Origin of the sequence: Microbacterium sp. YJN-G (assembly GCF_015040615.1) — a bacterium.
In the GTDB taxonomy this organism is placed as follows: domain Bacteria; phylum Actinomycetota; class Actinomycetes; order Actinomycetales; family Microbacteriaceae; genus Microbacterium.
The window spans coordinates 684,249-706,604 of record NZ_CP060402.1; the positions used below are offsets into that span (position 1 = coordinate 684,249).

At 65.2% G+C, this 22,356-nt stretch carries 16 protein-coding genes; 8 read left to right on the forward strand and 8 right to left on the reverse strand.

Annotated features, from left to right (window positions below; all coding sequences use genetic code 11):
* Positions 1–108: 108 nt before the first annotated feature.
* Positions 109–5,622, forward strand: a complete 5,514-nt coding sequence (locus tag H7694_RS03225; RefSeq protein ID WP_193598113.1) for a LamG-like jellyroll fold domain-containing protein — start codon at positions 109–111, stop codon at positions 5,620–5,622.
* A gap of 9 nt (positions 5,623–5,631) precedes the next feature.
* Positions 5,632–6,987 (forward strand): phenylacetate--CoA ligase family protein, encoded by a 1,356-nt coding sequence (locus H7694_RS03230; protein ID WP_193598114.1) that lies wholly within the window; start codon positions 5,632–5,634, stop codon positions 6,985–6,987.
* A 37-nt stretch (positions 6,988–7,024) separates the two neighbouring features.
* Here the strand turns inward: H7694_RS03230 and H7694_RS03235 are convergent, their stop codons facing one another.
* From H7694_RS03235 to H7694_RS03260, 6 genes are all read right to left on the reverse strand, one after another.
* Entirely contained in the window at positions 7,025–8,242 is a 1,218-nt protein-coding gene (locus tag H7694_RS03235; protein ID WP_193598115.1) for a glycosyltransferase family 4 protein, read from the reverse strand.
* A gap of 4 nt (positions 8,243–8,246) precedes the next feature.
* A complete protein-coding gene (locus H7694_RS03240) occupies positions 8,247–9,791 on the reverse strand; it encodes a sugar transferase (protein ID WP_193598116.1) in 1,545 nt (514 codons plus the stop codon).
* Positions 9,792–10,022: 231 nt separating this feature from the next.
* Complete coding sequence (locus H7694_RS03245; protein WP_193598117.1) at positions 10,023–10,466, reverse strand: adenylyltransferase/cytidyltransferase family protein; 444 nt, start codon at positions 10,464–10,466, stop codon at positions 10,023–10,025.
* Positions 10,467–10,675: 209 nt separating this feature from the next.
* Positions 10,676–11,029 carry a hypothetical protein gene (locus H7694_RS03250; protein WP_193598118.1) on the reverse strand — a complete coding sequence of 118 codons (354 nt, stop codon included), beginning with the start codon at positions 11,027–11,029 and terminating at the stop codon, positions 10,676–10,678.
* Positions 11,030–11,126: 97 nt separating this feature from the next.
* Positions 11,127–11,873, reverse strand: coding sequence for a low molecular weight phosphatase family protein (locus H7694_RS03255; protein WP_193598119.1), 747 nt, complete (start codon positions 11,871–11,873; stop codon positions 11,127–11,129).
* Between the two features lie 48 nt (positions 11,874–11,921).
* Positions 11,922–12,959 (reverse strand): LCP family protein, encoded by a 1,038-nt coding sequence (locus tag H7694_RS03260; protein WP_193598120.1) that lies wholly within the window; start codon positions 12,957–12,959, stop codon positions 11,922–11,924.
* Positions 12,960–13,076: 117 nt separating this feature from the next.
* Between H7694_RS03260 and H7694_RS03265 the strand changes: the two genes are divergently transcribed.
* From H7694_RS03265 to H7694_RS03275, 3 genes are all read left to right on the forward strand, one after another.
* Positions 13,077–13,616: a VanZ family protein gene (locus H7694_RS03265; protein WP_193598121.1), complete on the forward strand. Its 540-nt coding sequence runs from the start codon at positions 13,077–13,079 to the stop codon at positions 13,614–13,616.
* Between the two features lie 119 nt (positions 13,617–13,735).
* Positions 13,736–14,923, forward strand: a complete 1,188-nt coding sequence (locus tag H7694_RS03270) for a glycoside hydrolase family 99-like domain-containing protein (protein ID WP_193598122.1) — start codon at positions 13,736–13,738, stop codon at positions 14,921–14,923.
* Between the two features lies 1 nt (position 14,924).
* The gene (locus H7694_RS03275) at positions 14,925–16,184 is read left to right on the forward strand and encodes a hypothetical protein (protein WP_193598123.1); all 1,260 of its coding nucleotides are present in this window, start codon (positions 14,925–14,927) and stop codon (positions 16,182–16,184) included.
* Here the strand turns inward: H7694_RS03275 and H7694_RS03280 are convergent.
* Positions 16,156–17,382 (reverse strand): hypothetical protein, encoded by a 1,227-nt coding sequence (locus tag H7694_RS03280; RefSeq protein WP_193598124.1) that lies wholly within the window; start codon positions 17,380–17,382, stop codon positions 16,156–16,158. The two genes, H7694_RS03275 and H7694_RS03280, sit on opposite strands and share 29 nt — an antisense overlap.
* A gap of 121 nt (positions 17,383–17,503) precedes the next feature.
* Between H7694_RS03280 and H7694_RS03285 the strand changes: the two genes are divergently transcribed.
* Both H7694_RS03285 and H7694_RS03290 read left to right on the forward strand, forming a co-directional pair.
* The gene (locus H7694_RS03285; protein WP_193598125.1) at positions 17,504–18,697 is read left to right on the forward strand and encodes a polysaccharide pyruvyl transferase family protein; all 1,194 of its coding nucleotides are present in this window, start codon (positions 17,504–17,506) and stop codon (positions 18,695–18,697) included.
* A 6-nt stretch (positions 18,698–18,703) separates the two neighbouring features.
* The gene (locus H7694_RS03290; RefSeq protein ID WP_193598126.1) at positions 18,704–19,699 is read left to right on the forward strand and encodes a glycosyltransferase; all 996 of its coding nucleotides are present in this window, start codon (positions 18,704–18,706) and stop codon (positions 19,697–19,699) included.
* Positions 19,700–19,707: 8 nt separating this feature from the next.
* On the opposite strand, the gene H7694_RS03295 is transcribed toward H7694_RS03290, so the two are convergent.
* Entirely contained in the window at positions 19,708–20,529 is an 822-nt protein-coding gene (locus H7694_RS03295) for a glycosyltransferase (protein ID WP_193598127.1), read from the reverse strand.
* A 302-nt stretch (positions 20,530–20,831) separates the two neighbouring features.
* On the opposite strand from H7694_RS03295, the gene H7694_RS03300 reads away from it, so the two are divergent.
* On the forward strand, positions 20,832–22,202 hold the full coding sequence (locus H7694_RS03300) for a sugar transferase (protein ID WP_227468262.1): 1,371 nt from the start codon (positions 20,832–20,834) through the stop codon (positions 22,200–22,202).
* Positions 22,203–22,356 lie beyond the last annotated feature (154 nt).

The window sequence follows — 22,356 nt, forward strand, 5'->3', positions numbered from 1 at the left end:
TGCGTGAGAGTCTAACGACGAGGCGCTCTTGGGGAGAGTGTCGCCCCGCGAATCGCGGGTCAACTGGGGAAACGCCGCGAGACGGCGACTGAGCACTTTTGGGGAATCGTGCGCACACGCAATCTGACGTCCGTTCTGGCGATCACTGCGGTGGTCATGGGTCTGCTCGTCGTACAGGCGCCGCCACCGGCGGCGGCACTGTCGGCCGGCATCGAGTTCAGCGCCGACGATCTGCCCACCTGGCAGACCAACGGAACGGTCTGGGCGATAGATGCCGCGAAGGGCAAGGTCGTCGCGGGCGGCACCTTCTCGCAGGTGCGCCCGCCGACGGGGCAGGCCGGGACCGTTCGCTCACAGGACGCGCTCGTGATCCTCGACGGCGAGACCGGTGCCCCCGACCAGTGCCAGTTCAGCATGTCGCTGTCGGGGGGCACCCCGACGGTGCGCGCTGTGCAGACCAGCGATGACGGCTCGGTCGTCTACATCGGCGGCAACTTCTCCAACGTCGGCGGGGTGAACGTCGCCCGCATCGCCGCGCTCGACGTCGCCACGTGCCGGGTGCTGCCGTTCCGCGCTCCGCTGCCCGGTTCGACCGTGACCGCCCTCGACGTGCACGAGAACACCCTGTACGCGGGCGGGCTGTTCACCAGCGTCGGTTCGGCTCGGCGGCTGGCGTTCGCCGCGTTCGACGCCACGTCCGGCGCGCTGCTCGACTGGGTCGCGGATGCCGTCCGCACCCGCGACGACCTGCCCAGCGCGGTCGGTCAGGCACGGGCCGTTCAGGCATCACCGGACGGCACGAAGGTCGTCGTCGGCGGCGACCTCTTCGAGATCAACGGGGTCTACTCGCATTCGATCGCGATGGTCACCGCTGCCACCGGCCCCAACGGCGCCGGCGGCGAGGTCGTCCGCACCTACCCCTCGGGCTTCATCCCGAACACCTCGGTCACCAAGACGATCGTCGACGGCGGTGACGGGCGTTTCTACATCGGCAACGAGGGCACCGGTGGCGGCGTCTTCGACGGCAAGGCCGCGTTCTCGTGGGAGACGGGCGACCAGATCTGGCGTGACACCTGCCTGGGCGCCGTGCAGGACCTGCTCGTGCGCGGCGGCACCGTCTACTCCGCCAGCCACCACCACAACTGCGCGGGGATCAACGCGTTCCCCGACGGCATCCGCCGGTACTTCAACGCGCAGAGCACCGAGACGATGGAGTTCTTCGGATGGCTGCCGCTCGGCAACGACGGCATCGGCGAGGGGATCGGGCCGCGGGCGCTGACGGTCGTGACCGGCCGCACCACCGGCAAGGACTACCTGTGGTCGGGCGGCGAGTTCACCCGCATCAACGGCAGCGACCAGCAGGGTCTCACCCGCTTCGGCCCCGATGACGTCGGGGCTCCGCCGGTGCCGGTGACGACGGCGCAGGCGACCAGCGATGGGACCATCCAGGTGAGCTTCCGCACCGTGGTCGACCCTGACGACGACCGCCTCACCTACAGCGTGTACCGCACGGGCACGTCCGGCCCGATCTGGCAGGGCCCCGCGAAGTCGCTGTGGTGGGTGCGTCCGCAGGTCACCTTCGTCGACTCGAACGTGACTCCGGGCACCAGCTACACGTATCGGGTCACGGCATCCGACGGCACGAACACGTCCGGGCTGTCCGCCCCCGTCAGCGCCCGCGCCATCGCACCGGCCGACGACTACGGACGCGCGGTGCGAGCGCTCCAGCCGGAGGCGAACTGGTCGGGCCCCGTCGTCGGATCCTGGGTCGTCGACACCTCGGCCAAGACGAACAGAGCGGATGCCGTGAACGGCCTGCTCATGGACGGCGCGGCGAGCGTCGCCGGCGACAGCGCAGTCCCCACGGATGACAGCGCCTTCAGCTTCGACGGCAGCAACGACTACATCCGCACGGACCAGCTGCACCCCGGTCCGACGACCTACACGGTGTCGGCCTGGGTGAAGACGACGACGACCCGAGGCGGCAAGATCATCGGCTTCGGCAACGGGCAGCCCAACACCGGCACGAACGCCTCGAGGCTGAGCGTCAGCTATGACCGCCACCTGTACATGACCAACGCCGGTCGCGTGATCTTCGGCGTGTACACCGCCGGTGCGGTGACGCTGACGACGCCGCAGAGCCTCAACGACGGCGAGTGGCACTACGTGGTCGGCACGCAGGGCCCGGCGGGCATGACCCTGTACGTCGACGGTCTGCCGGTGGCCTCGAACGGCCAGACGAACGCGCAGAACTACTGGGGAATCTGGCGCGTCGGCGGTGACCAGCTCAACGGCTGGCCCAGCCGCCCGACGAGCAACTTCCTGTCGGGGCTCATCGACGAGGCCACGGTGTACCCGTCGGCCCTCAGCCGCAACGATGTCGCGCGCGTCTACCTGGCCTCGGGCCGTTCGCTCGACACGAACCCCGCGCCGACCGATCAATACGGTGCGGCGGTGTTCGACGACGACCCCGACCTGTACTGGCGGTTCGACGAGAGCACCGGTCAGGCGAAGGACTCGTCGCTGCTCGGTCTGCGGCCCGGCACGTACGGCCTCGGCACGCAGCCCGGCGTCACGGGCGTGATCTCGGGCAACACGGCCGTTCGCACTCCGGGCACCCTCACCGGAATCGTGAGCACGACCGAGGCGCTCGCGCCGGCACGGGTCTTCACCGCTGAGGCGTGGTTCAAGACCACGACCACCTCGGGCGGCAAGATCTTCGGCTTCGAGAACATGCCGACCGGCAACGGCACAGGGTACGACAAGCACCTCTACATGACCGACGACGGGCGGCTGATCTGGGGATCCTGGATCGGGTCGGCCGCAGTCGTCACCTCGCCCGCCGCGTACAACGACGGAGCGTGGCACCATGTCGCCGGTGTGATCGACGACTTCGGCCGCAAGCTGTTCGTCGACGGCGAGCAGGTGGCGCAGAGCAACGTGGTGGGAGCCGAGACCGGCAACGGCTACTGGCGGGTCGGCGGAGGCAACCTGGGCGGCTGGCCCGACCAGCCCGCCAACGGCTACTTCGACGGCGTCATCGACGAGTTCGCGGTGTACCCGCAGTCGATGCCGCTCGCCACGGTCGCCGCGCACCATCTGCTCGGCGTCGGCGATGCCGCAGCGCCTTCGGCACCGACCGGCCTTCAGGCCAGCGCCGGCGACGACGGCATCACGCTCACCTGGACGGCTGCCGAGAGCGGCTTCGGCGTGGACGAGTACCGCATCCACCGCAGTGCGGAGGCGGGCTTCACACCCTCGGCCGAGACGCTGATCGGCACCAGCGAGCAGCTCTCGTTCCTTGACGAGACCGCGGCACCGGGCGACGCCTACTACCGCGTCGTCGCCGTCGGGCCCGGCGAGAACGCGGGGCCGCCCTCGGATGAGGTGCACATCGTGGTGCCCGACACCACCCCGCCGAGCGCGCCTACCGGCCTGACGGCCGTGGTCGACCAGGACTCGGTGAGCCTCTCGTGGACGGCGTCGACCGATGACGTCGGTGTGACCGGGTACCAGGTGCACCGCGGCGACGCCGCCGGGTTCACCCCGTCGAGCACCACCCTGCTCGGCACCACCGCCGAGACGAGCTACGTCGACGCGGATCGTCCGGCGTCGGCCGGCGACTTCTACCGGGTGATCGCCGTCGACGCCGCCGGCAACGCCAGTGACCCGTCAGAGGCGGCCGAGGCCACCGAACCCGACACGACGCCACCGTCTGCCGTGACCGGAGTTTCGGCGGAGCCGGGCGAGTCCGGGGTGAACGTCAGCTGGCAGGCAGCCGGTGACGACGTGGGGGTGGCGGCGTACCGCGTCTTCCGCGGCACCACGGCCGACTTCACCGTCTCCGCCTCGAACCAGATCGCCGAGGTGGCCGGGCTGTCGCACCTGGATGCGGCGCCGGCGGGCACCTGGTTCTACCGGGTCGTGGCCGTCGACGCGGCCGGCAACGCCGGCCTCGCCTCGGATGCCGCACAGGCGTCGGTCGCCGATGTGCAGGCTCCGTCGGTGCCGTCGGGTGTGGGGGCGTCGGTGGATGGGTCGAGTGTGATGGTGTCGTGGTCGGCGTCGTCGGATGATGTCGGGGTTGTGGGTTATCAGGTGCATCGGGGTTCGTCGGCGGGGTTCGTGGTGTCGGCGGGGTCGAAGGTGGCTGATGTGACGTCGACGTCGTTCACGGATGCGGGCCGGCCGGCGGGTACCTGGTATTACCGGGTGGTCGCGGTGGATGCTGCGGGGAATGAGAGTGCGGCGTCGGCGGAGGTGTCGGGCACGGTGGCGGGTTCTTCGGAGCCGGTGACGGTGTCGGTGCCTGTGGTCGAGGATGCGATGGTGTTCGGGGTGGCTGCGGGGTCGAACTACGGTTCGGATTCGCAGTTGTCGTCTCGTGGCGGGTCTTCGCCGATCGAGTCGTTCCTGTCGTTCGATCTGCCGTCGGCGCCGTCGGGCATGGTGCTGGCCGGGGCTGAGCTGCGGCTGCGGACGTCGACGGATCCGTCGGCGTCGTCGGGGGATGCGCATGCGGTGCATCTGATGTCGGGGGCGTGGTCGGAGTCGACGGTGACGTGGAGCACGCGGCCGACGGCCGCCGGCGCGGTGCTGGGGTCGCTGCCGGCGGCGCCGGCGACGAACACGGCGTATGCGGTGTCGTTGTCGGCGGGTGCGCTGGGCGGGGTGCTGGGATCGACGCAGACGCTGCGGATCTCGAGCACCGGTGCCGACAACGTGCGCCTGTGGTCCTCCGAAGCCAGCTACGCCCCCTACCGACCCGAACTCGTCCTCACCTTCATCGAGGGCGCCGGCCCGGAGCCCGATGTGCAGGCGCCGTCGGTGCCGTCGGGTGTGGGGGCGTCGGTGGATGGGTCGAGTGTGATGGTGTCGTGGTCGGCGTCGTCGGATGATGTCGGGGTTGTGGGTTATCAGGTGCATCGGGGTTCGTCGGCGGGGTTCGTGGTGTCGGCGGGGTCGAAGGTGGCTGATGTGACGTCGACGTCGTTCACGGATGCGGGCCGGCCGGCGGGTACCTGGTATTACCGGGTGGTCGCGGTGGATGCTGCGGGGAATGAGAGTGCGGCGTCGGCGGAGGTGTCGGGCACGGTGGCGGGTTCTTCGGAGCCGGTGACGGTGTCGGTGCCTGTGGTCGAGGATGCGATGGTGTTCGGGGTGGCTGCGGGGTCGAACTACGGTTCGGATTCGCAGTTGTCGTCTCGTGGCGGGTCTTCGCCGATCGAGTCGTTCCTGTCGTTCGATCTGCCGTCGGCGCCGTCGGGCATGGTGCTGGCCGGGGCTGAGTTGCGGGTGCGGACGTCGACGGATCCGTCGTCGTCGTCGGGGGATGCGCATGCGGTGCATCTGATGTCGGGGGCGTGGTCGGAGTCGACGGTGACGTGGAGCACGCGGCCGACGGCCGCCGGCGCGGTGCTGGGGTCGCTGCCGGCGGCGCCGGCGACGAACACGGCGTATGCGGTGTCGTTGTCGGCGGGTGCGCTGGGCGGGGTGCTGGGATCGACGCAGACGCTGCGGATCTCGAGCACCGGCGCCGACAACGTGCGCCTGTGGTCCTCCGAAGCCAGCTACGCCCCCTACCGACCCGAACTCGTCCTCACCTTCACGCCCGCGATGTGAGGAGTACACATGGACGTTCGCCGGTCGGTGTTCGATTTCAAGGTCGCAGCGGTCGGAGGCTCGGCATACCGCAGCTTCCTGGCCCGATCGCGACTCGCGGACAGGAGCGGACGGGAGGCTCTGCTCCAGCAGCAGCGGGCGGACGCCGCAGAACTCGCCCGCTGGGCCTCGGTCAAGTCGGTCTGGTACCGAGAGCGCATCGCACCCCTTCTGGCTGACGACCTGGCGGACCCGCAGACGTTCGAGCGCATCCCGATTCTCGAGAAGGAGGATCTGCGCGACCACTACGACGAGATCATCGCAGTCGACAGCGGTGTGCGGCGCACGACCGTGGCCCGCACGGGCGGAAGCACCGGGCAGCCGCTGAAGGTGCTCAAGGACTTCTCCGTCCGCCCTGCCACCCTCACCTGGCGGTTGATGCATTGGTGGGGCGTCGACCCTTCCGACAACTCCGCGAGCGTCGAACGGCTGCCCTGGCATGGCATCAAGCAAGTGGCGAACACCGTGTTCTGGTGGCCGACGAAGAAGGTCAACGTCGACGCGGGGGCGATGGATGAGTCGGATCTCGCCTACTTCGCTCGCGCGATCCGCCGGATCGAGCCGACGATGATCTGGGGGTATGCCCACTCGCTCCACGAGTTCGCGCTCGCGGTCGAGCGCAACGGTTGGCAGCTGCCTTCGCCGCGCGCGATCTCCTCATCCGCCGCACCACTCACGGCGACACAGGCCGCCGACATCGAGCGGATACTCGGGGCACCGGTCTACGAGACCTACCGTGCCGCGGAGGTGTCACTCATCGCCGGTCAGTGCGAGCATCGGCGAGGCCTGCACGTCCAAGCCGACCACAAACTCCTCGAGGTGGTCGACGATGATGGGCGGCGGGTGCCCGACGGTGAGCCGGGCGAGATCGTCGTGACCGACCTGCTCAACCATGCACAGCCCATACTCCGCTACCGTCTCGGCGATGTCGGCGTGATCGATACGGAGCCATGCCCCTGCGGTCGGCCGTTCCCGCTGCTGAACGCGCTGCTGGGGCGCAGCAACGACGTGATCCGCACCAAGGAGGGCTTGGTGAGCATCTACAGCTTCGCCTCGGCCTTCTCGAAGCATCCGGCGATCCAGCAGTATCAGATTCACCAGCTCGAGGATTATTCGCTGTTGCTGAAAGTGGTGCCGAGTGGTCCGGCGGTCATGATCGAGGATCTCGGTGGCGCACTGGCGGACCTCTCACGGGAGTTCCGCGGCGCGCTTCCTGTGTCGGCCGAGCTCGTCGAGCGATTGCCTCATATCCGTGGGAAGCAGAAGTCCGTGGTCAGTCATCTGAGCGATGCGCAGGGCACCGGCGATCCGCAGGGAACCGGGTGAGACCGCAGCGGCGCGAGGGGCACCGCTGCGATGAAGTTCAGCGCGTCATCGCAACGGCTATGGTGCGCTCGAAGGCGTCCAGTGCGGCATCCGCTGTCAGATGCTCCGCCCGGTACGCACGTCCTGTCGCGCCGTACGCGGCGGCCGCCGACGGGTCGTCGGCGAGAGCCTCGATCGCGTCGACGAGAGCGACCGGATCGCCTGCGGGCACGACGGGGCCGGCGCCGGCCGCCAGGATCTCGTCGTGGGTCGTGCTCGACGCGTCGACGGCCGCGATGACCGGAAGGCCGGTCGCGAAGTAGGTGGTCAGCTTGCTCGGCACCGACATCTCGGTGAGGCCCGGCCGCTCGTTCGCGAGCAGCACGTCGGCTGCGGCGAGGGTCGCCAGGAACTGCTCGTCGGGCAGCGGATCCACGAACTGCAGCCGCGGGTCGCCGCCGAGCGATTCCAGGTGCTCGCGCTGGTTCCCGTCTCCGAGCAGCACGAAGCGCACCTTCGATGAACGCCGCGTCGCCTCGCGCGCCGCGTGCACGACATTCTCGAGCCCCTGCTTCGCGCCCATCGCGCCGGCGTGCAGCACGACGATCTCGTCGTCGGCCCAGCCCAGGCCGCGGCGCGTCTCGACGCGTCGGGCGTCGCTGACTTCGGGCACGTGCGACCAGTTGCGCACCACGTCGACGGGCGCCGTGGTGCCCACGTCTTCGACGAGCATCCGGCGGAAGCGTTCGTGGATCACGACGACGCGAGCGGCGCAGTCCGCGAGGTTCCGCTCGATGCGGCGGATGACGCGGCTGCCGGCGCCGTCGGATGCCTCAGAGATGCCGAGGGTGTAGATGTCCTGCACCCAGGTGATGACAGGGATGCGCTGCAGCCGGGCACGTGCTGTGACGAGGCGGGAGGCGAGCAGCGCGGGGGAGACCACGACGACGACGCCTGGTCGGCCCCAGCGGTTGAACAGCGCCCGGATGCCGAAGGACAGCTCGAACAGCGCCCTGCGCAGATTGTCCGGACGCCGCGGGATGTAGTGTCGCAGCCGCCGCACGGCGACGCCGTTGATGTCGGCATCCCGCGGCAGCCCGGCATGCTCTTCGGGCACCTGCCACCACGGATAGTGCGGGTACGAGGTCAGCACGCGCACGCGGTGGCCTCGTCGGGCGAGGCCCTCGGCCATGCCGGTGGTGTACGGACTGATGCCGGTGGGCTCGGGCGCGTAGTTGATGCCGACGAACAGGACGGCCCGATCAGAGGTGTCCATGGCGTCAGTACGCACCCGTCGGGCGGACCATGACCTTCGCGGTGCGCCACATGATCTGCAGGTCGCTGACGACCGACCAGTTCTCGACGTACCTCAGGTCGAGCCGCACGCTCTCGTCCCACGACAGGTCGCTGCGGCCCGACACCTGCCACAGCCCGGTGATGCCCGGCTTGATATAGAGCCGGCGGAAGACGCTGCCGTCGTAGGCGCCGACCTCGCTGGTCAGCGGCGGACGCGGGCCCACCACGCTCATGTCGCCCACGAGCACGTTCCAGAACTGCGGCAGCTCGTCGAGCGAGAGCTTGCGCATCACGCGTCCGACCCGGGTGACGCGCGGGTCGTCCTTCATCTTGAACAGCAGCCCGGCGCCCTCGTTCTGCGCGCGCAGGGCGACGAGCTGCTGTTCGGCATCCGTGTGCATCGAGCGGAACTTGACCATCTTGAACAGCCGGCCGTCCCGCCCGACCCGTTCTTGGAAGAAGAAGACCGGGCCGGGGGAGTCGAGCTTGATCAGGATCGCCAGGAACGGCAGCGCGATGGCGATCGGGATCAGTGCGATGGCCGCGACGACGACGTCGAGCACGCGCTTGACGGCATGCTGTCCGCCGGAGTACGCCGGAATGCGCATGCGGATCAGCGGCAGCCCGTCGAGCGGCTCGAACGACAGCCGAGGGCCCGCGACGTCGGCGAGCCTGTTGCAGAGCACGAGCTCGGCGGCGGTGCCCTCGAGCTGCCAGCTCAGGCGCTTGACGTACTCGGGATCGCCCTGCGGGCGGCTGGCGACGATGATCGTGTCGGTGCCGAGATCGCGGGCGATGTCGCTGACGGTGTCGGCGTCGCCGAGCACCGGGTAGGCGCCGTCGCCGATCACCAGCTCGGCGGGCTGTGCGGAGGCGCGGCCGTCGAGCAGGGTGACACCGACGACCCGCAGCCCGGCTGAGGCGGCGTCGTCGAGGCTGCCGATGACGTAGTCGACGTCTTCACGGTTCCCGACGACGAGTGTGCGTGAGGCGAAGCCGCCTGTCGCGCGCTGCGCGAGCAGCCATCGACGCCAGGACCACCGGCTCAGCATCAGCATTCCCAGCCCGAGGGGGAGGGCGACGACCACAAGCAACTGCATTCCATGCAGGCTCATGAGCGCGTCACCGATGGCCAGGATGCCGAATGCCAAGCCGGTGGCGTGCGCTACCCCACGATATTCCGCCACGCTGGGGCGGAACAGCGCGGAGTCGCGCGTGTGGGTGCCGCTGAGCGTCGCCATCCACACCGCGCACAGGAGCCCGGCGCGGACGGCGGTGTCGAGGGGGGCGGCCCCCAGCTGGATCTGGATGCCGACGGTGAGACCGACCACGAGGACGATCATGCCGACATCCGTGACGTGCAGGAGCATCCGATAGTGCCGTTCCCAGCGGCGTCGTTGCTCCAGTACTGTGGTCGCGCGCGGTGCCACGACAGTGTCGGGCACCGCGCGCAATGCCCGCGGTGCCGGGACGGCGCGGAGCCCCGCGTCGCCTCGGCTGAGCTTCAGGACTTCCCCAACGGAAGTCATGCTGAAGCTCCGCGGACCGTTGATGTACGCAAACCCCAGTGCGACATTCTTTCCCCAGTTTCCCCAGAACCTGACGTCTCGCGACGGCAGGCGTCTTGCATGCACCGACGCGGCGGTGCTGTCGATCGTGATCGGATCAAAGAGCGGATGCGGCTCCCCAGCCGCGTCCGCTATCGACGGAACAGATATTCGCTCAGGCGCAGGGCGGTGAGCGCGAGACGCTGCAGTGGCTCATCGTGACGCCGCCATCTCGGTGCGGGTGAGGGCATCGAGTGCGCGTCGCAGCACCGTGCTCGAGGTGTGGACGGTGTACGGGAAGTACACGACATCCACGCCGACCGTCGCGAGCTCGCGTTCGAGCCGCAGCCCCTTCTCGGTGCCGCGCCAGTCATCGCCCTTGAAGAAGCACGTGAAGTGCAGGTTGTGCCACGCATCCAGCTTCGACCCGGTGGTCTCGATGTAGATGTCGTCGACGTAGATGATGCTGCGCACGATCTCGGCGCGTTCGGCGGTCGGTATGACGGGCTCGACGCCTTTGACCGTGCGCAGCATCTCGTCACTGGCGACCCCCGCGATCAGATAATCGCAGTGCTCTCGGGCGTGCCGCAGAATGTTGAGGTGTCCGACATGGAACAAGTCGAACGCCCCAGTGGTATACCCGATGCGAGTCCCCATGATCTCCCCAGATCATTCCCCAGTGATGGCGGATCCCCATCCGCCACGGCTCCCACAGCCGTGCTGTCACTCTACTCACGTTTACGCGAGTAACGCAATCACATTTCGGCGTGGCGCAACCGAGTTCCATGCATTCAAGGTCTGGACGTTCTGCATTGTGCGAGAGGTGAAAGAAGGCGACCGGTCAGGTCGACCGAAGCCCACCCGCATCAACCCGCATCCCGGCCTGATCCGGCAGATACCCGATGCGTCGGCGTCGCCTGCGTCGCCGTCAGCTCGGGTTCGGACTGACCGGCGACATGCGCGCTGCCGTACGCGTAGCTGCCGTACCCGTAGCTGTCGGGGCCCTTGGTCGGCAGCATCGTCACGACCGTTCCGAACAGCTCGACGCCGGCGGTCGACAGACCGCGCACGGCTCCCGCGAGCTCCTGCTTCTTCGTCTTTCCGGACGCGGCGACGAGGATCACCCCGCGCGTCTTGCTGCCCAGCACGGTGGCGTCGGTCACCAGCAGCAGGGGACGGCGCCTTCTCTCGGCGCGGCTCTCGGCTCGCGTCTCGGTCATGCGGGCCATCGTAGGTGGTGGCAGCGACGAGGCCCAGGGGGATGCGCCGATTCCGGAATTCCGATAGATCGCCTCTGGCAGCCGCCTGCAGGGCGGTTCAGCTCAGCGCAGCGCGGATGACGCGACTGACCTCGGCAACGGCCGGGACCAGCTGCGAGGCGCACAGTTCGTAGGTCTGCTGAGAGCGGCGATACGGGTCGATGACGTCGTGTTCGTCCGGCTGCGCGTGCACCATTCCGCGCTGGGCCCCGGCCAGGCGGGCGAGGGCCTGCAGCCGCAGGCCGGCATCCGGTCCGGCGTCGGCGACGCCGCGGCGCACGTCGTCGTCGGTGAGGGGTTCGACCAGCCGTGCGAACTCACGCACTGTGAACGTGCGATGCAGCAGTGCCGGCACCAGCTGCACGACATGCGAACGGTGTTCGCGTGTCATCGTCAGGACAAGGTCGGTCTCGGCGAGCAGCGGCGGGCTGAGCAGCCGTGCGCGGTGCGCACGAGCCTGCTCGGCATCCGCTCCGTGCACGATGGCGAGCTGCAGCGCGGGGTCGGTCATCGACTCGTCGACGAGCGCGTGCGTACCCGCGCTGTGCACCCGGATGCCGAGATCGGCGAGAGCGCTGCGCAGCAGCATCTCGCCCATCGGCGACCGGCAGATGTTTCCCGTGCAGACGGTGAGCACGGTGCCGCCCTGCTCGGCGGGGTCGGGCGCCGCACTCTGATCCGGGCTGGCCTGTGGTGGCGTCACCGCGGCCGAGAATCGGCTCTCCGTCTTCACCAGCGAGTCGCGCAGGTGGCGCAGGGCGGACCGCCGCAGACGCGGCCGACCGGTGGCGTCGGGGTCGGTCATCGCTTCAGACTACGACGTCGCATCGGGGAGCGGCCTGAGTCATCGATGTCACTGCCCGGTGTGCGTCGCCGCGTACTCGGGCACCTTGTCGTCCTTGAGCGCCTGTGAGAGCGCGGCCAGTCCGTCCCAGTCCGGGCGGACGATCGACTGGCTGCCGACTGTGCCCGTGCCGTGCGTCGGTGAGGTGAGGAAGAGGATCTCGCTCTTGTCGACGTCGCGCAGCGACAGGCCCAGTGCCGCGACGGTGCCGGCGTCGAGTCCCTCGTCCACGGCGAGGTACGGTGCCAGCGCATCGACGGATGCCGCGATGCGGGCCGGGTCGGTCAGCGTCTCGCGGCTCACGAGCTTGTCGAGCATGCCTTTGATGAATGCCTGCTGATTGCGTACCCGCTGGTAGTCGCCGTCGGGAAACGAGTAGCGCTCGCGCACGTATCCGAGTGCGGCGTCACCCTGCAGCTCGATCGGTCCCTGCTCGTACCGGTGCCCGCCCTTCGAGAACGCGACCTCGTTGTTCACGGTGACGCCGTCGAGTGCCGTGCTCAGGCCCTTGAAGCCCTCGAAGTCGGTGATGGCGACATGGTCGATCCGCACGTCGACGATGCTCTCGAGGGTCTGCACCAGCAGGGGAGTGCCACCGTACGCGAGGGCGGCGTTGAGCTTGGCCTCGCCGTGGCCCGGTATCTCGACCCAGTTGTCGCGCATGAACGAGATGATCTGCACGCCCGAGCGATCGGCGGGGATGTGCACGAGCAGCATGGTGTCCGCGCGCTGGCCGCGGATGTCCGACACGGAGCCGCCGAGGCCGCTGCGAGAATCCGACCCGAGCAGCAGGATGTTCACCGCTTTGGGGTTCGTCGCCGGAGGACGCGTCGTTGGGAAGACCTCGTTCGTGGGCATCGTCTCGGCCTGGTCGTATGACGAGGCGAGGGTCGCGAGGTAGGCGAACGCCGCGACCGCGACACCGAGCAGCAGCCCGACGATCGTCAGGGCCGTCACCCACACCCAGCGGTGCTGGCGACGCGGGCGGGCGCCACGAGGGGCGTCGAGGACGGGGTCGGATGCTGTCACCGCGCGATCATCTCTCATCGACCTGGCAGGATGCCGGGGTGAGGGATGCGCGTTGACCGAGTAGCTCGGTTGTCACGGGTAGAGTAGTCGGATCTTATCCGGACGGGGGAGCGCCGGATCCAGACAGGGGATGACGTGACCGACGAGATCACGCGGCTGCTCGATGCCGCGCCTACGGCGTTGCCTAAGCGACCCGCGAAGAGCCAGGCGCGCTTGGGCATCACGCTGACCTTGCTGCTCATCTATGTGGGCGTCGTCGTCGCAATGACGATGTCGCCGACGCCACTCGACCGCGGCTACGAGAGTTCGATCGCGAAGGTGCTGGACGTCCTGCACCGCAACGGTGTTCCCGAATGGTTCGGCTACTCGAAGCTCGAGTTCACGGCGAACATCGCTATGTTCGTACCCCTCGGCTTTCTGGTCGGACTCGCCCTGCCCCAGGTGATCGCCTGGCTCGGCATCTTCCTGTTGCCGGCGTTCTCCGGCCTCATCGAGTTCACGCAGTCGTCGCTGCTGGCCGAGCGGTTCGCGACATTCGAGGACGTCATCGCGAACAGCGTCGGTGGGTGGATCGGATTGCTTACGGCCTTCGCCGTTCGGGCGATGGTGCATTCACGAGACCAGAGAGTGATCGCGAGGGCGGTCTGGGACGCGAGGAACGGACAGTACAGATAGTGTCCGGTACGCACAGCACACCACCCATGCCCCGCATTGCGCGGCTGACCGGCGAGGTAGGATCGGGTAACGCGGCCGACTCCCGGCGCATGACTGAACCACTGCAGAAGGGGGTAGCAATGCCACGAACGATCGCCTTTTATCTGCCTCAGTTCCATGCGATACCGGAGAACGATGAGTGGTGGGGTGACGGTTTCACGGAGTGGGTGAATGTTCGTCGGGCTCGCCCGCAGTATGAGGCTCACGTGCATCCTCGAGTCGCAGGCGCACTCGGCGAATATGACCTAACGGACGCTACTGTCTACGAGCGGCAAACCTTGCTCGCCAGGGAGGCGGGAGTCGATGGCTTCTGCATGTACTTCTACTGGTTCAACGGCAAGCGCCTTCTTGAAGCGCCTGTCGAGGCATGGCGGCAGGACTCGTCGTTGCTCCCGTACTGCCTGAGTTGGGCGAACGAAAGCTGGACCCGACGATGGGATGGGAAATCCCGGAGTGTCCTCATCGCTCAAAGCTATGACGAGGCGTTCGAAGAGCGTCTGTTTGAAGACTTGCTACCCCATTTCCGCGCTCCTCACTACATCAAGCACGACGGCAAGCCTGTCCTCCTCGTACACCGAGCTCAGATCGTGCCGTCGAGTCGAGATTTCGCCGCCCGGTTGAACGAATTTGCGACTGCAGCAGGGTTTCCGGGCGTGCACCTGGTGGCATCGGAGACGACCCCCGGGCTGGTGCCGGAGTCACTTGGGTTCGACGCGGTGGCAGAGTTCCCGCCCGTCGGAGCCAACACGTTACGCTCGGCTCAGATAGCACCTGTCCGTGGTGTTCGCAGAGGGTTCCGCGGGAGGCTGATGTCCTATCCGCGAATGGCTCGGCGATTCGAGGAGAGACGGCCTGCGGCATATGTGCGATATCCAGGGGTCACACCCGGTTGGGACAACACTGCACGTAGGCAAGAATCGGCAACCATCTATCTGGGTTCGTCGCCGGCCCGCTACGCAGCGTGGCTCGCGAGCGCCCGACGTCGAGAGGAATCGGCCCGGGGCGCGAACGGCTTCGTGTTCATCAATGCTTGGAATGAATGGGCCGAGGGCGCGTACCTCGAACCCGATGCTGAACACGATCACGAGTACGTCCGAGCCACTTCCGACCCCGAGCATTACACGCCACGACCGGGCACACCGCGACCGCGGTTTGGTCGCTTCTGGGCACTTGGGCACCTTCAATCCCTCGCGCTGATCACCATTGGGACTGTCCTGGCAACGGGCAGACAAATAGTCAACCGATTGAGATCACGCACAAGGGTATAGCATGGCAGAATTTCCGAGCCTCACTCAGAAGCGTGACGCGCGCGCCCCTGTGCTTTGGTCACCATTCATGCTCATGTCCTACTGGCTCGTCGGGGCGAGCCTACTGTACCTTCTTGGCTGGTCGGACCTTTTCGTGGCGTTGCGAAGCGACACGATTGGGTTCATGGTGATCGTCGCGCTGATCTTTGTTGTGCTAGCAGTCCGCCACCCCGTGCCCACCATTCGTCAGGCGGCTGACCCGCTACGACTCGGCGTCCCCTTATTGTTCACTGCATATTTCGTCGGTGCGTTCGTGAAGAATAATGGTGTGCCTATCATCCAGATCCTGCAGGGCGTAGAGTACGATATCTACGGGTTCGGACTGGATGGATTGCATGTATTCATGCTATGTCTGAGCGGATATTACGGCGTACGTGCTTTTCGGCATTTTTTGGAGTCCGGGAGATGGGGCTCGCTGGCGGTGACAATATGGGTTTTTGTCCTCTTCATCGCGATTGTTAACCGAAGCGCTCCGTCTTTTCTTGCATTCGCCTGTGCCCTTGTGTACCTGTATGTCAGGGGGATAACCCTGACTGGCTTCGCTGTAATCGTCCTGTTGGGTCTGTGTTTCGCATACTTGTTCGGAGTGGTCGGCGATTTCCGGCTCAGCCATCAGATCGAAGCGGCAACCGGCGTTCCGGGGAGGTCGGACGCGGTCGTCCAGTTGGCGCGCGCGACTCCGGCTTTCCTAGATTCAGGGCTATCCACGTCCTGGCTATGGGCCTACATGTATTTCGTCTCCCCGATTGCCAACCTGAATGCCGCGTTCGCGGCAGCCGGTGGGCGGATTTGCGGCATCTCGTGCAACATCGATTCTGTTGTAGTGCACGAACTTATGCCGGATTCCATAGGGTCGAGAATCGGTGCCGCGTTTGACATCGGTGACGTCGATAAGGCCTCATTCCTGATCGCTCCGGACATCACCGCGTCAACCACCTTTGGTTCACCGGTCGGTGGTGCCGGAATGATAGGTGGCACCGTAATGCTGCTCGTGCTCGTGGTCGTGAGCGTGATGGCAGTCCGCCTCCTGGCTGGGACCGCGGTCGAGATAGAGGGACTCGCCTTGCTTGGAACGCTGGTCTTCTTCAGCTTCTTCGAGAATATGATCTCGTATACGTCTCTATCGGGCCAGCTCATCATTGCGCTGGTTTGCTCTCAGTCCGCGAGAATACGCACCGTTCTGGTGAGCCTGTCTAGCCGGTCAAAAGCTGTCGTCGCGTGACGTAGTGGAGGATCATAGAAAGGGCGAGGATCCGAGCGAACGCGACGATGGCTATGCCGACGCCCCCCAAGATAGCGCCTCCAACTGTGAGGCCGATGAGGAATGGAAGAACAAGGGTCAACTGGTGCAAGGCAACGATTTTTTGTGCGTGCAGGGCCTGTAGCACTGCGATGTACAGTTGCGATGTCCAATTGACCACAGTCGCCGCAATCAGCAAGAACGCGATGGTTCGTGTGTCATCCTTGGCGATGGCATTGCTCAGGAAGCTGAGTACGGACGGCGGAGCTAGGTAACATACGGCGCCGGCGAGTCCTACGATAACAAGCGCAAGCAGTGGAATTCTCACCGTCGTCCAGGCGCGGAGTCGTTCGACGTGTTCGGTGATGTTTGCCGCTAGCCAAGGAAATGCGACCGACAGCACTGCGCTCGGGATGATGTAGGACTTCATCAATAGTTCTGAGAGCGTGGAGTAGAAGATCCACATCTCCGTGGGAACCCCAACCAGCGCAAGCGCAAGGCGGTCGGCGTATAGGAAAGCGGGGCCGAGGATACTCGACAGTGCAACCCAAAAAACAACTCCTTGGCCTGCGTCGAATCTTTTGGAGATGAGGTGCTGAAAGACATCGCGCGGCCCGATGCGCAACTTATGCGTCAGCATCACGACGATGATGAGTCGTGTCGCGACCAACGCCGCAAACGCCAGTGGGAGACCGGCTTCTGTGTCGAGGAGAAGCACGAGGGCGGGAGGGAGGATGTAGACGCTAACGGCGTTGGCGACGCGCTGGCCAGCGAGCAAGTCGAACGCTCCACGCGCTTCCAGAGCGCCGACCACTGGAAACTGTACTGAGAGAAGAAGAGGCGCGGGCGCGACAACGAGCAGGATCGGATCGATCATGAGCGCGAGCGCGGCCGTTGCAGCGGCAAGAACGAGTCCGAGAGGTATCGCGGTGCGCCACAGTGTCCCGATAACGGCTCCGGTGCTGCTACCGCTTGCCACGAGTTTGGCGGCCGACCGCGTAAGCCCCAGGTCTGTAAGCGTCATGTAACCGAGGACGCTCCAAGCGGCAAGGATCAAAACGGACGCCGATGACGGTAACGAGACAAGCAAGATCGTTCCGGATGCGCCGATCGCAGCGGGGAGGAAACTCCCGGTCAGAGCTATCACCACGTTGTGGCCAAACCTGCGCATGCGGCTCATCTGATCTCCAAGTCATCGTGGACGTGAGTCGTCACCGCACGCGTCGGCGGAGATCTCTCGATACGGTATCGTAAGAAGTCGGTGTGTGCCAGACGCGACAGGGCACCGGGAAAGCGAGTTCATGACCGATCCAGTGAATATCGTGATCGTTAATCAGCACACCAACAACTATGGCGACGATGCGGCTGGTATCGCGCTTGTCGAGCGGTGTTTCTCGGAACTGTCGGCTGGCCGTGTTGATGTTTTCTATATCTGGGACCGCGGGCAGGGTGGTTTGCCGATCAACGACGATCGAGTCCACCACCATTTTGTGCCGGTGTTGAGCGGGAAGGACGACCAACGGGCGAATCTTTTCAAGGCTGCCCTCTGGCAGTTGATTCAATCTCGACACGCACACGACCAACTCCGACCGTTGGTCGCGGCGGCTCGCGCGGCGGATTTTGTGCTCGTATCTCCCGCTGGTTCCAACATCGGCATATACAAGGACTGGATGTATTTGTTTGTGCTGCTCGCGATGGTGCGATGCGGGGTGCGGCCAATCTTCTTCCAGAACACGGTGGGCCAAAGTAACTCGAAGATATTTGACCGCGTGGCTAAATATGTTCTGGCTAGATCTGAACTGTTTGTGCGAGAGCAGTCTTCAAAAGAATGGTTAGCGCGCCAGCACCTTCATTCATACCTCGGTGTTGATACTGCGCTCCTGCTCGATCCTGTTGCTAATGCAGTAACACGCGACGTTATCGCGGTCGTGCCCACCGCGCTGGGAAATTGGCATCGTGATTTCCGAGGTGCGGATGAGCGTGGGCTCTGGCGCGACGTGGTCGCAAATTCAGTTGCGAAGGCTGCGGTTAGCGAGGGATTGAGGGTCAGGGTCGTGCCTCACCTTTATGGTCCGCAGGCCGAACCTGAACAGCTGCAACAGTTGGCGGACGCGCTAGCTGGTCAAGGTTGTGTGGTGGAAATTGCGCCGGTTGCGTCGCTGTCCGATTACGTCGCCGAGCTGGCGAAGTCGCACATTGTTGTGTCGATGCGCTACCACGGACTGATTCTTGCGGCACTGAATGGCGTGCCATGCGTGTCCCTCGCGTACGAGAACAAGATGCTCGAGGCCGCCCGCTATCTCGATCAGCAACAACTATCGATTAGCGTTAAGGACCTTTCGGTCGAGAGGCTCGACTCATTGCTCGACCTCGCGTTGCGTTCGCGCGATGCTGTCGCGCAGCGCACTGCAGACGCGGTGCAGGCGGTTCGAACCGTCGCGCTCGGGCCGTTGCTCTCCATGCAGGCTCATCTTCGGCGTCGCAGCGGACGGTGATCGCAATTGCGTGAGGCGCAGTCAGATAACATTCGAGGCAACCTCGCAGGCACAGGGACTGGGTTTATTGGTCTGGCCGTCTACCGGCCATCCTACGAGCTTCTCGCGCGCCAGATCGCATCAATCCAGAAGCAAACTGTCTGCAGTTGGACCTGCCTCATCGGGATCGACGGCGCGGACATGGAAACGCGTGGGATTGTCGATGATCTGGTTGGCGGTGATGCCCGCTTCTTCGTTCGCGAGTATGAGACGAACGTGGGCTTCTACCGAAATTTCGAACGGCTCCTCGAAGGTGCTCCTGAGGGCGTCAGTTGGGTTGCTCTGTCGGACCAGGACGACGAGTGGGATCCGGAAAAGCTCGAGAGGCTGTTGCCAGGCCTAGCGCATGCCGACCTTGTTCTCGGTCAGGTGCGTGTAGTGGATGAGTCACGGCAGGATGTCGGTGGAGTTAGCGCCCGACGTTCGGTGTCGTTAGCGTCCGAGTTCTTCGATAACCAGGTGACAGGTAGTGCGTGCGCGTTTCGTGCGCAGTTACTGCGGATCGCGCTGCCGTTCCCAGAAGCCACCGATCTTGCGTTTCACGACCATTGGTTAGGCGTGTGCGCCGCGTCAGGCGCGGGCTTCGCAGTGGTCGATTTGCCTCTCCAGATGTATGTGCAACACCAACATAATGTGATTGGCGAAGAACGGCGCGCAGGGCTCATGGATAGGGTGGCGCGCACTCGTGGACGTGGTCGGGCTACATCGACAGGTCCATGGAGATACATCAGCCAGCATCGATGGGGGTGGAGGGTCAACATGGCTCGCCGGCTGCTGCAGGCGCCTGTCGAACTAGGACGGGGAAACCTAGAGTTTGTCTCGGCCGTGGCAGAGGGGCGATTCAGTGCGGTTCTGCTCCGTGACATGACGACCGCAGTCGCGAGCCGGCAAGCCCCACTACTCAGAACGCTCAGCCTTGCAATCGGTTCGCTTCATCCTTCCAGGTTCCGGCGCAAGCGATAGAGATCTGTTTATGTATCGAACACCGCTCCGGTAACTCTCGGATGCGCTCGCTTCGCGTAGTTCCTATTGGTGAGGAGACGTGGATACCTCCAGTAGAACTTGATCATGGAAGGGATCTCGCGCAACCACGGTGTAAGGCGGAACTTGCCGGCAGTCTCGCGCGCCCATCCATGCAACATGCGAGCGCGAGGGATCAGCATGACCGGCACTCCAGCTCGCCAGCTCCGCAACCCCAGATCGGAGTCTTCGTAGTAAAGGAAGAAGCGTGGATCCCATGCCCCGAACTGATCGAATTGGGCTCGATACCCGAGTACGGCTGCACCCATGAGCCACACAACGTTACGAGGAGCGTCGCCGCTTGCGTACAGAAGATACTGCGAGTCATCCGCTCGCAGCCGGTTGCGGATCTTCACGGCAAGCGTGGGGAACCCCCGCCCGTTGGGCTGTCGAGTTCCATCAGAATTGTAAAGCTGCGGGCCGACTATCGCGTCGTTCTCGTTTGCCGCTCGCTCAAGTATGCGTAACGCGTTCTGATCCGGGCGGACGTCGGGATTAAGGAAGGCGATGAAGTCGGACTCTGCCACGGAGTAGCCAACGTTGTTCGCGTAAGAGAAACCATGGTTCTTCTCAAGCTGGACGACGCGCGCACCGAGTTCGCGGGCGACAAGGACGGTGTCGTCCGTGGACGCATTGTCGACGACGACCCATTCAACTCCGCTGGTCAGATCGACCTGAGACCAGAAGTGCCGCAACGTTCGAGCACTGTTGAAGGTTACGGTGATGATCGAGCACCAGGGGGCCTGAGAGTTGTGGAGGTCTGCGGAAGTCATCTTCAATCGGTGGCGGATTCCAGAGGCCTCCGCGAGGTTGTCAGCTTGTACGATTACCGAGGCGCTCAGCGCCTTGGACCCACCTCAGCATACTGACCCGTGCCCGGGTGAGCGCGGAGTGTCCCTGCGTCTACTTTGACTGTCGGATCTATCCGGACGGATAATGTTACGCGGGTTGATTTGAGTCAGATGGGAGTGACGTGCCGGACGCAAGACCGCGAGCCAACGGTGCGGCGCACCGTCGCGCTGTACGACGTTGGCCTCGACGATACGCGGTCAGGGTACGCGCGACGGACGGCGTAGTGATCGCAGTCGTACTGGGGCTGTACTTCTGGATCTCGCGTGCCGCGGGCGCAGAACTCGATGTCGTCGCATGGCCGGCCGGGCCCGCAGTGCCCTACTGGGTCGCACTCGTGATCATCTGGGTGATTTGGATGCTTGTGCTCGATGCTGCAGACAGCCGGGACGAGCACGTCGTCGGGCACGGAATTACGGAGTACGACCGCGTCTTCCGTGGCACGCTGTCGGCGTTCGCTGTGACGTTGGCTGCCGCTTTCTTCCTTCGGATCGACCTGGCCAGAACCATCTTCCTCGTGGCCTTTCCCGTGGGTCTCATTCTCCTTATGGTCGTCCGGTGGATGTGGCGGCAGTGGCTGCGTCGCCAGCAACGCGTCGAGCGGTTCGTGCATCGGGCGGTCGTGATCGGCGAGCTCCGCAAGTCGGCGCACATCATCAAGACCCTGCACCGCACGGAAGACACCGGTGTGAAGATCTTGGGTCTGCTTACTGAGCACAGCGACGGGATGATGGTGGAAGGCGTGCCGGTGCTCGGCAAGTTTCGTGATCTGGAGCGCGTCGTCGAACAACTCAGTATCGATACTGTCGTGCTTTCGGGCGCCGATGAGATCTCACCCAAGGTCATGCGGCGTATCGGCTGGAACATGGCCAACCAGGACGTGGACTGGATCGTTGCGCCGTCGCTTACGGACGTTGCTGGACCACGCATCCATTCGCGTCCTATGGCTGGGTTGCCGCTCGTGCACGTCGACTTCCCTCGACTCGATGGCGCTCGGCGATTCCTCAAGCGCACCTTCGACATCGTCGGGTCGTCGCTGCTCATCCTGCTGCTCTCGCCGGTGCTCATCATCACCGCAATCGCCGTGAAGGCATCCAGCCCGGGACCCGTGTTCTACAAGCAGGAGCGGGTGGGGCGCAACCGCACGCACTTTGACATGCTCAAGTTCCGCTCGATGGTGACTGACGCGGACGCGCAGTTGGCTGCGCTGCTCGAAGAACAGGGTCGTGCAGACCAGCCGCTCTTCAAGGTGGAGAACGATCCGCGTATCACCCCGGTAGGAAGGTTCATCCGCAAGTACTCCCTCGACGAGCTACCGCAGCTGTTCAACGTGTTGCGCGGCCAGATGAGCCTCGTGGGGCCGCGTCCGCAGCGCGACGCCGAGGTCGCTCTCTATGATGATGCCGCGCACCGACGATTGTTGGTGAAGCCCGGCATGAGCGGTCTGTGGCAGGTCAGCGGACGATCGTCGCTCTCGTGGGAAGACACGATCCGTCTCGACCTGTACTACGTGGAGAACTGGTCGTTCATGCAGGACATCGTCATTCTCTTCCGCACTTTCAAGGCAGTGGTCGCTCCGGGCGCCAGCGCCCACTGATCGGTCGTTCCACAGGAACGGCTCGGTAGGATCACGGCGACCCAAGGAGCAACCATCAGCAACCCGACACCCCCGCGCACTCGGCGCGAGGCCCGTCTCGCACGCCTCACCGCCGAGGATGCACTGCGCCCTGCAGACGCACCGTCCGATGCTG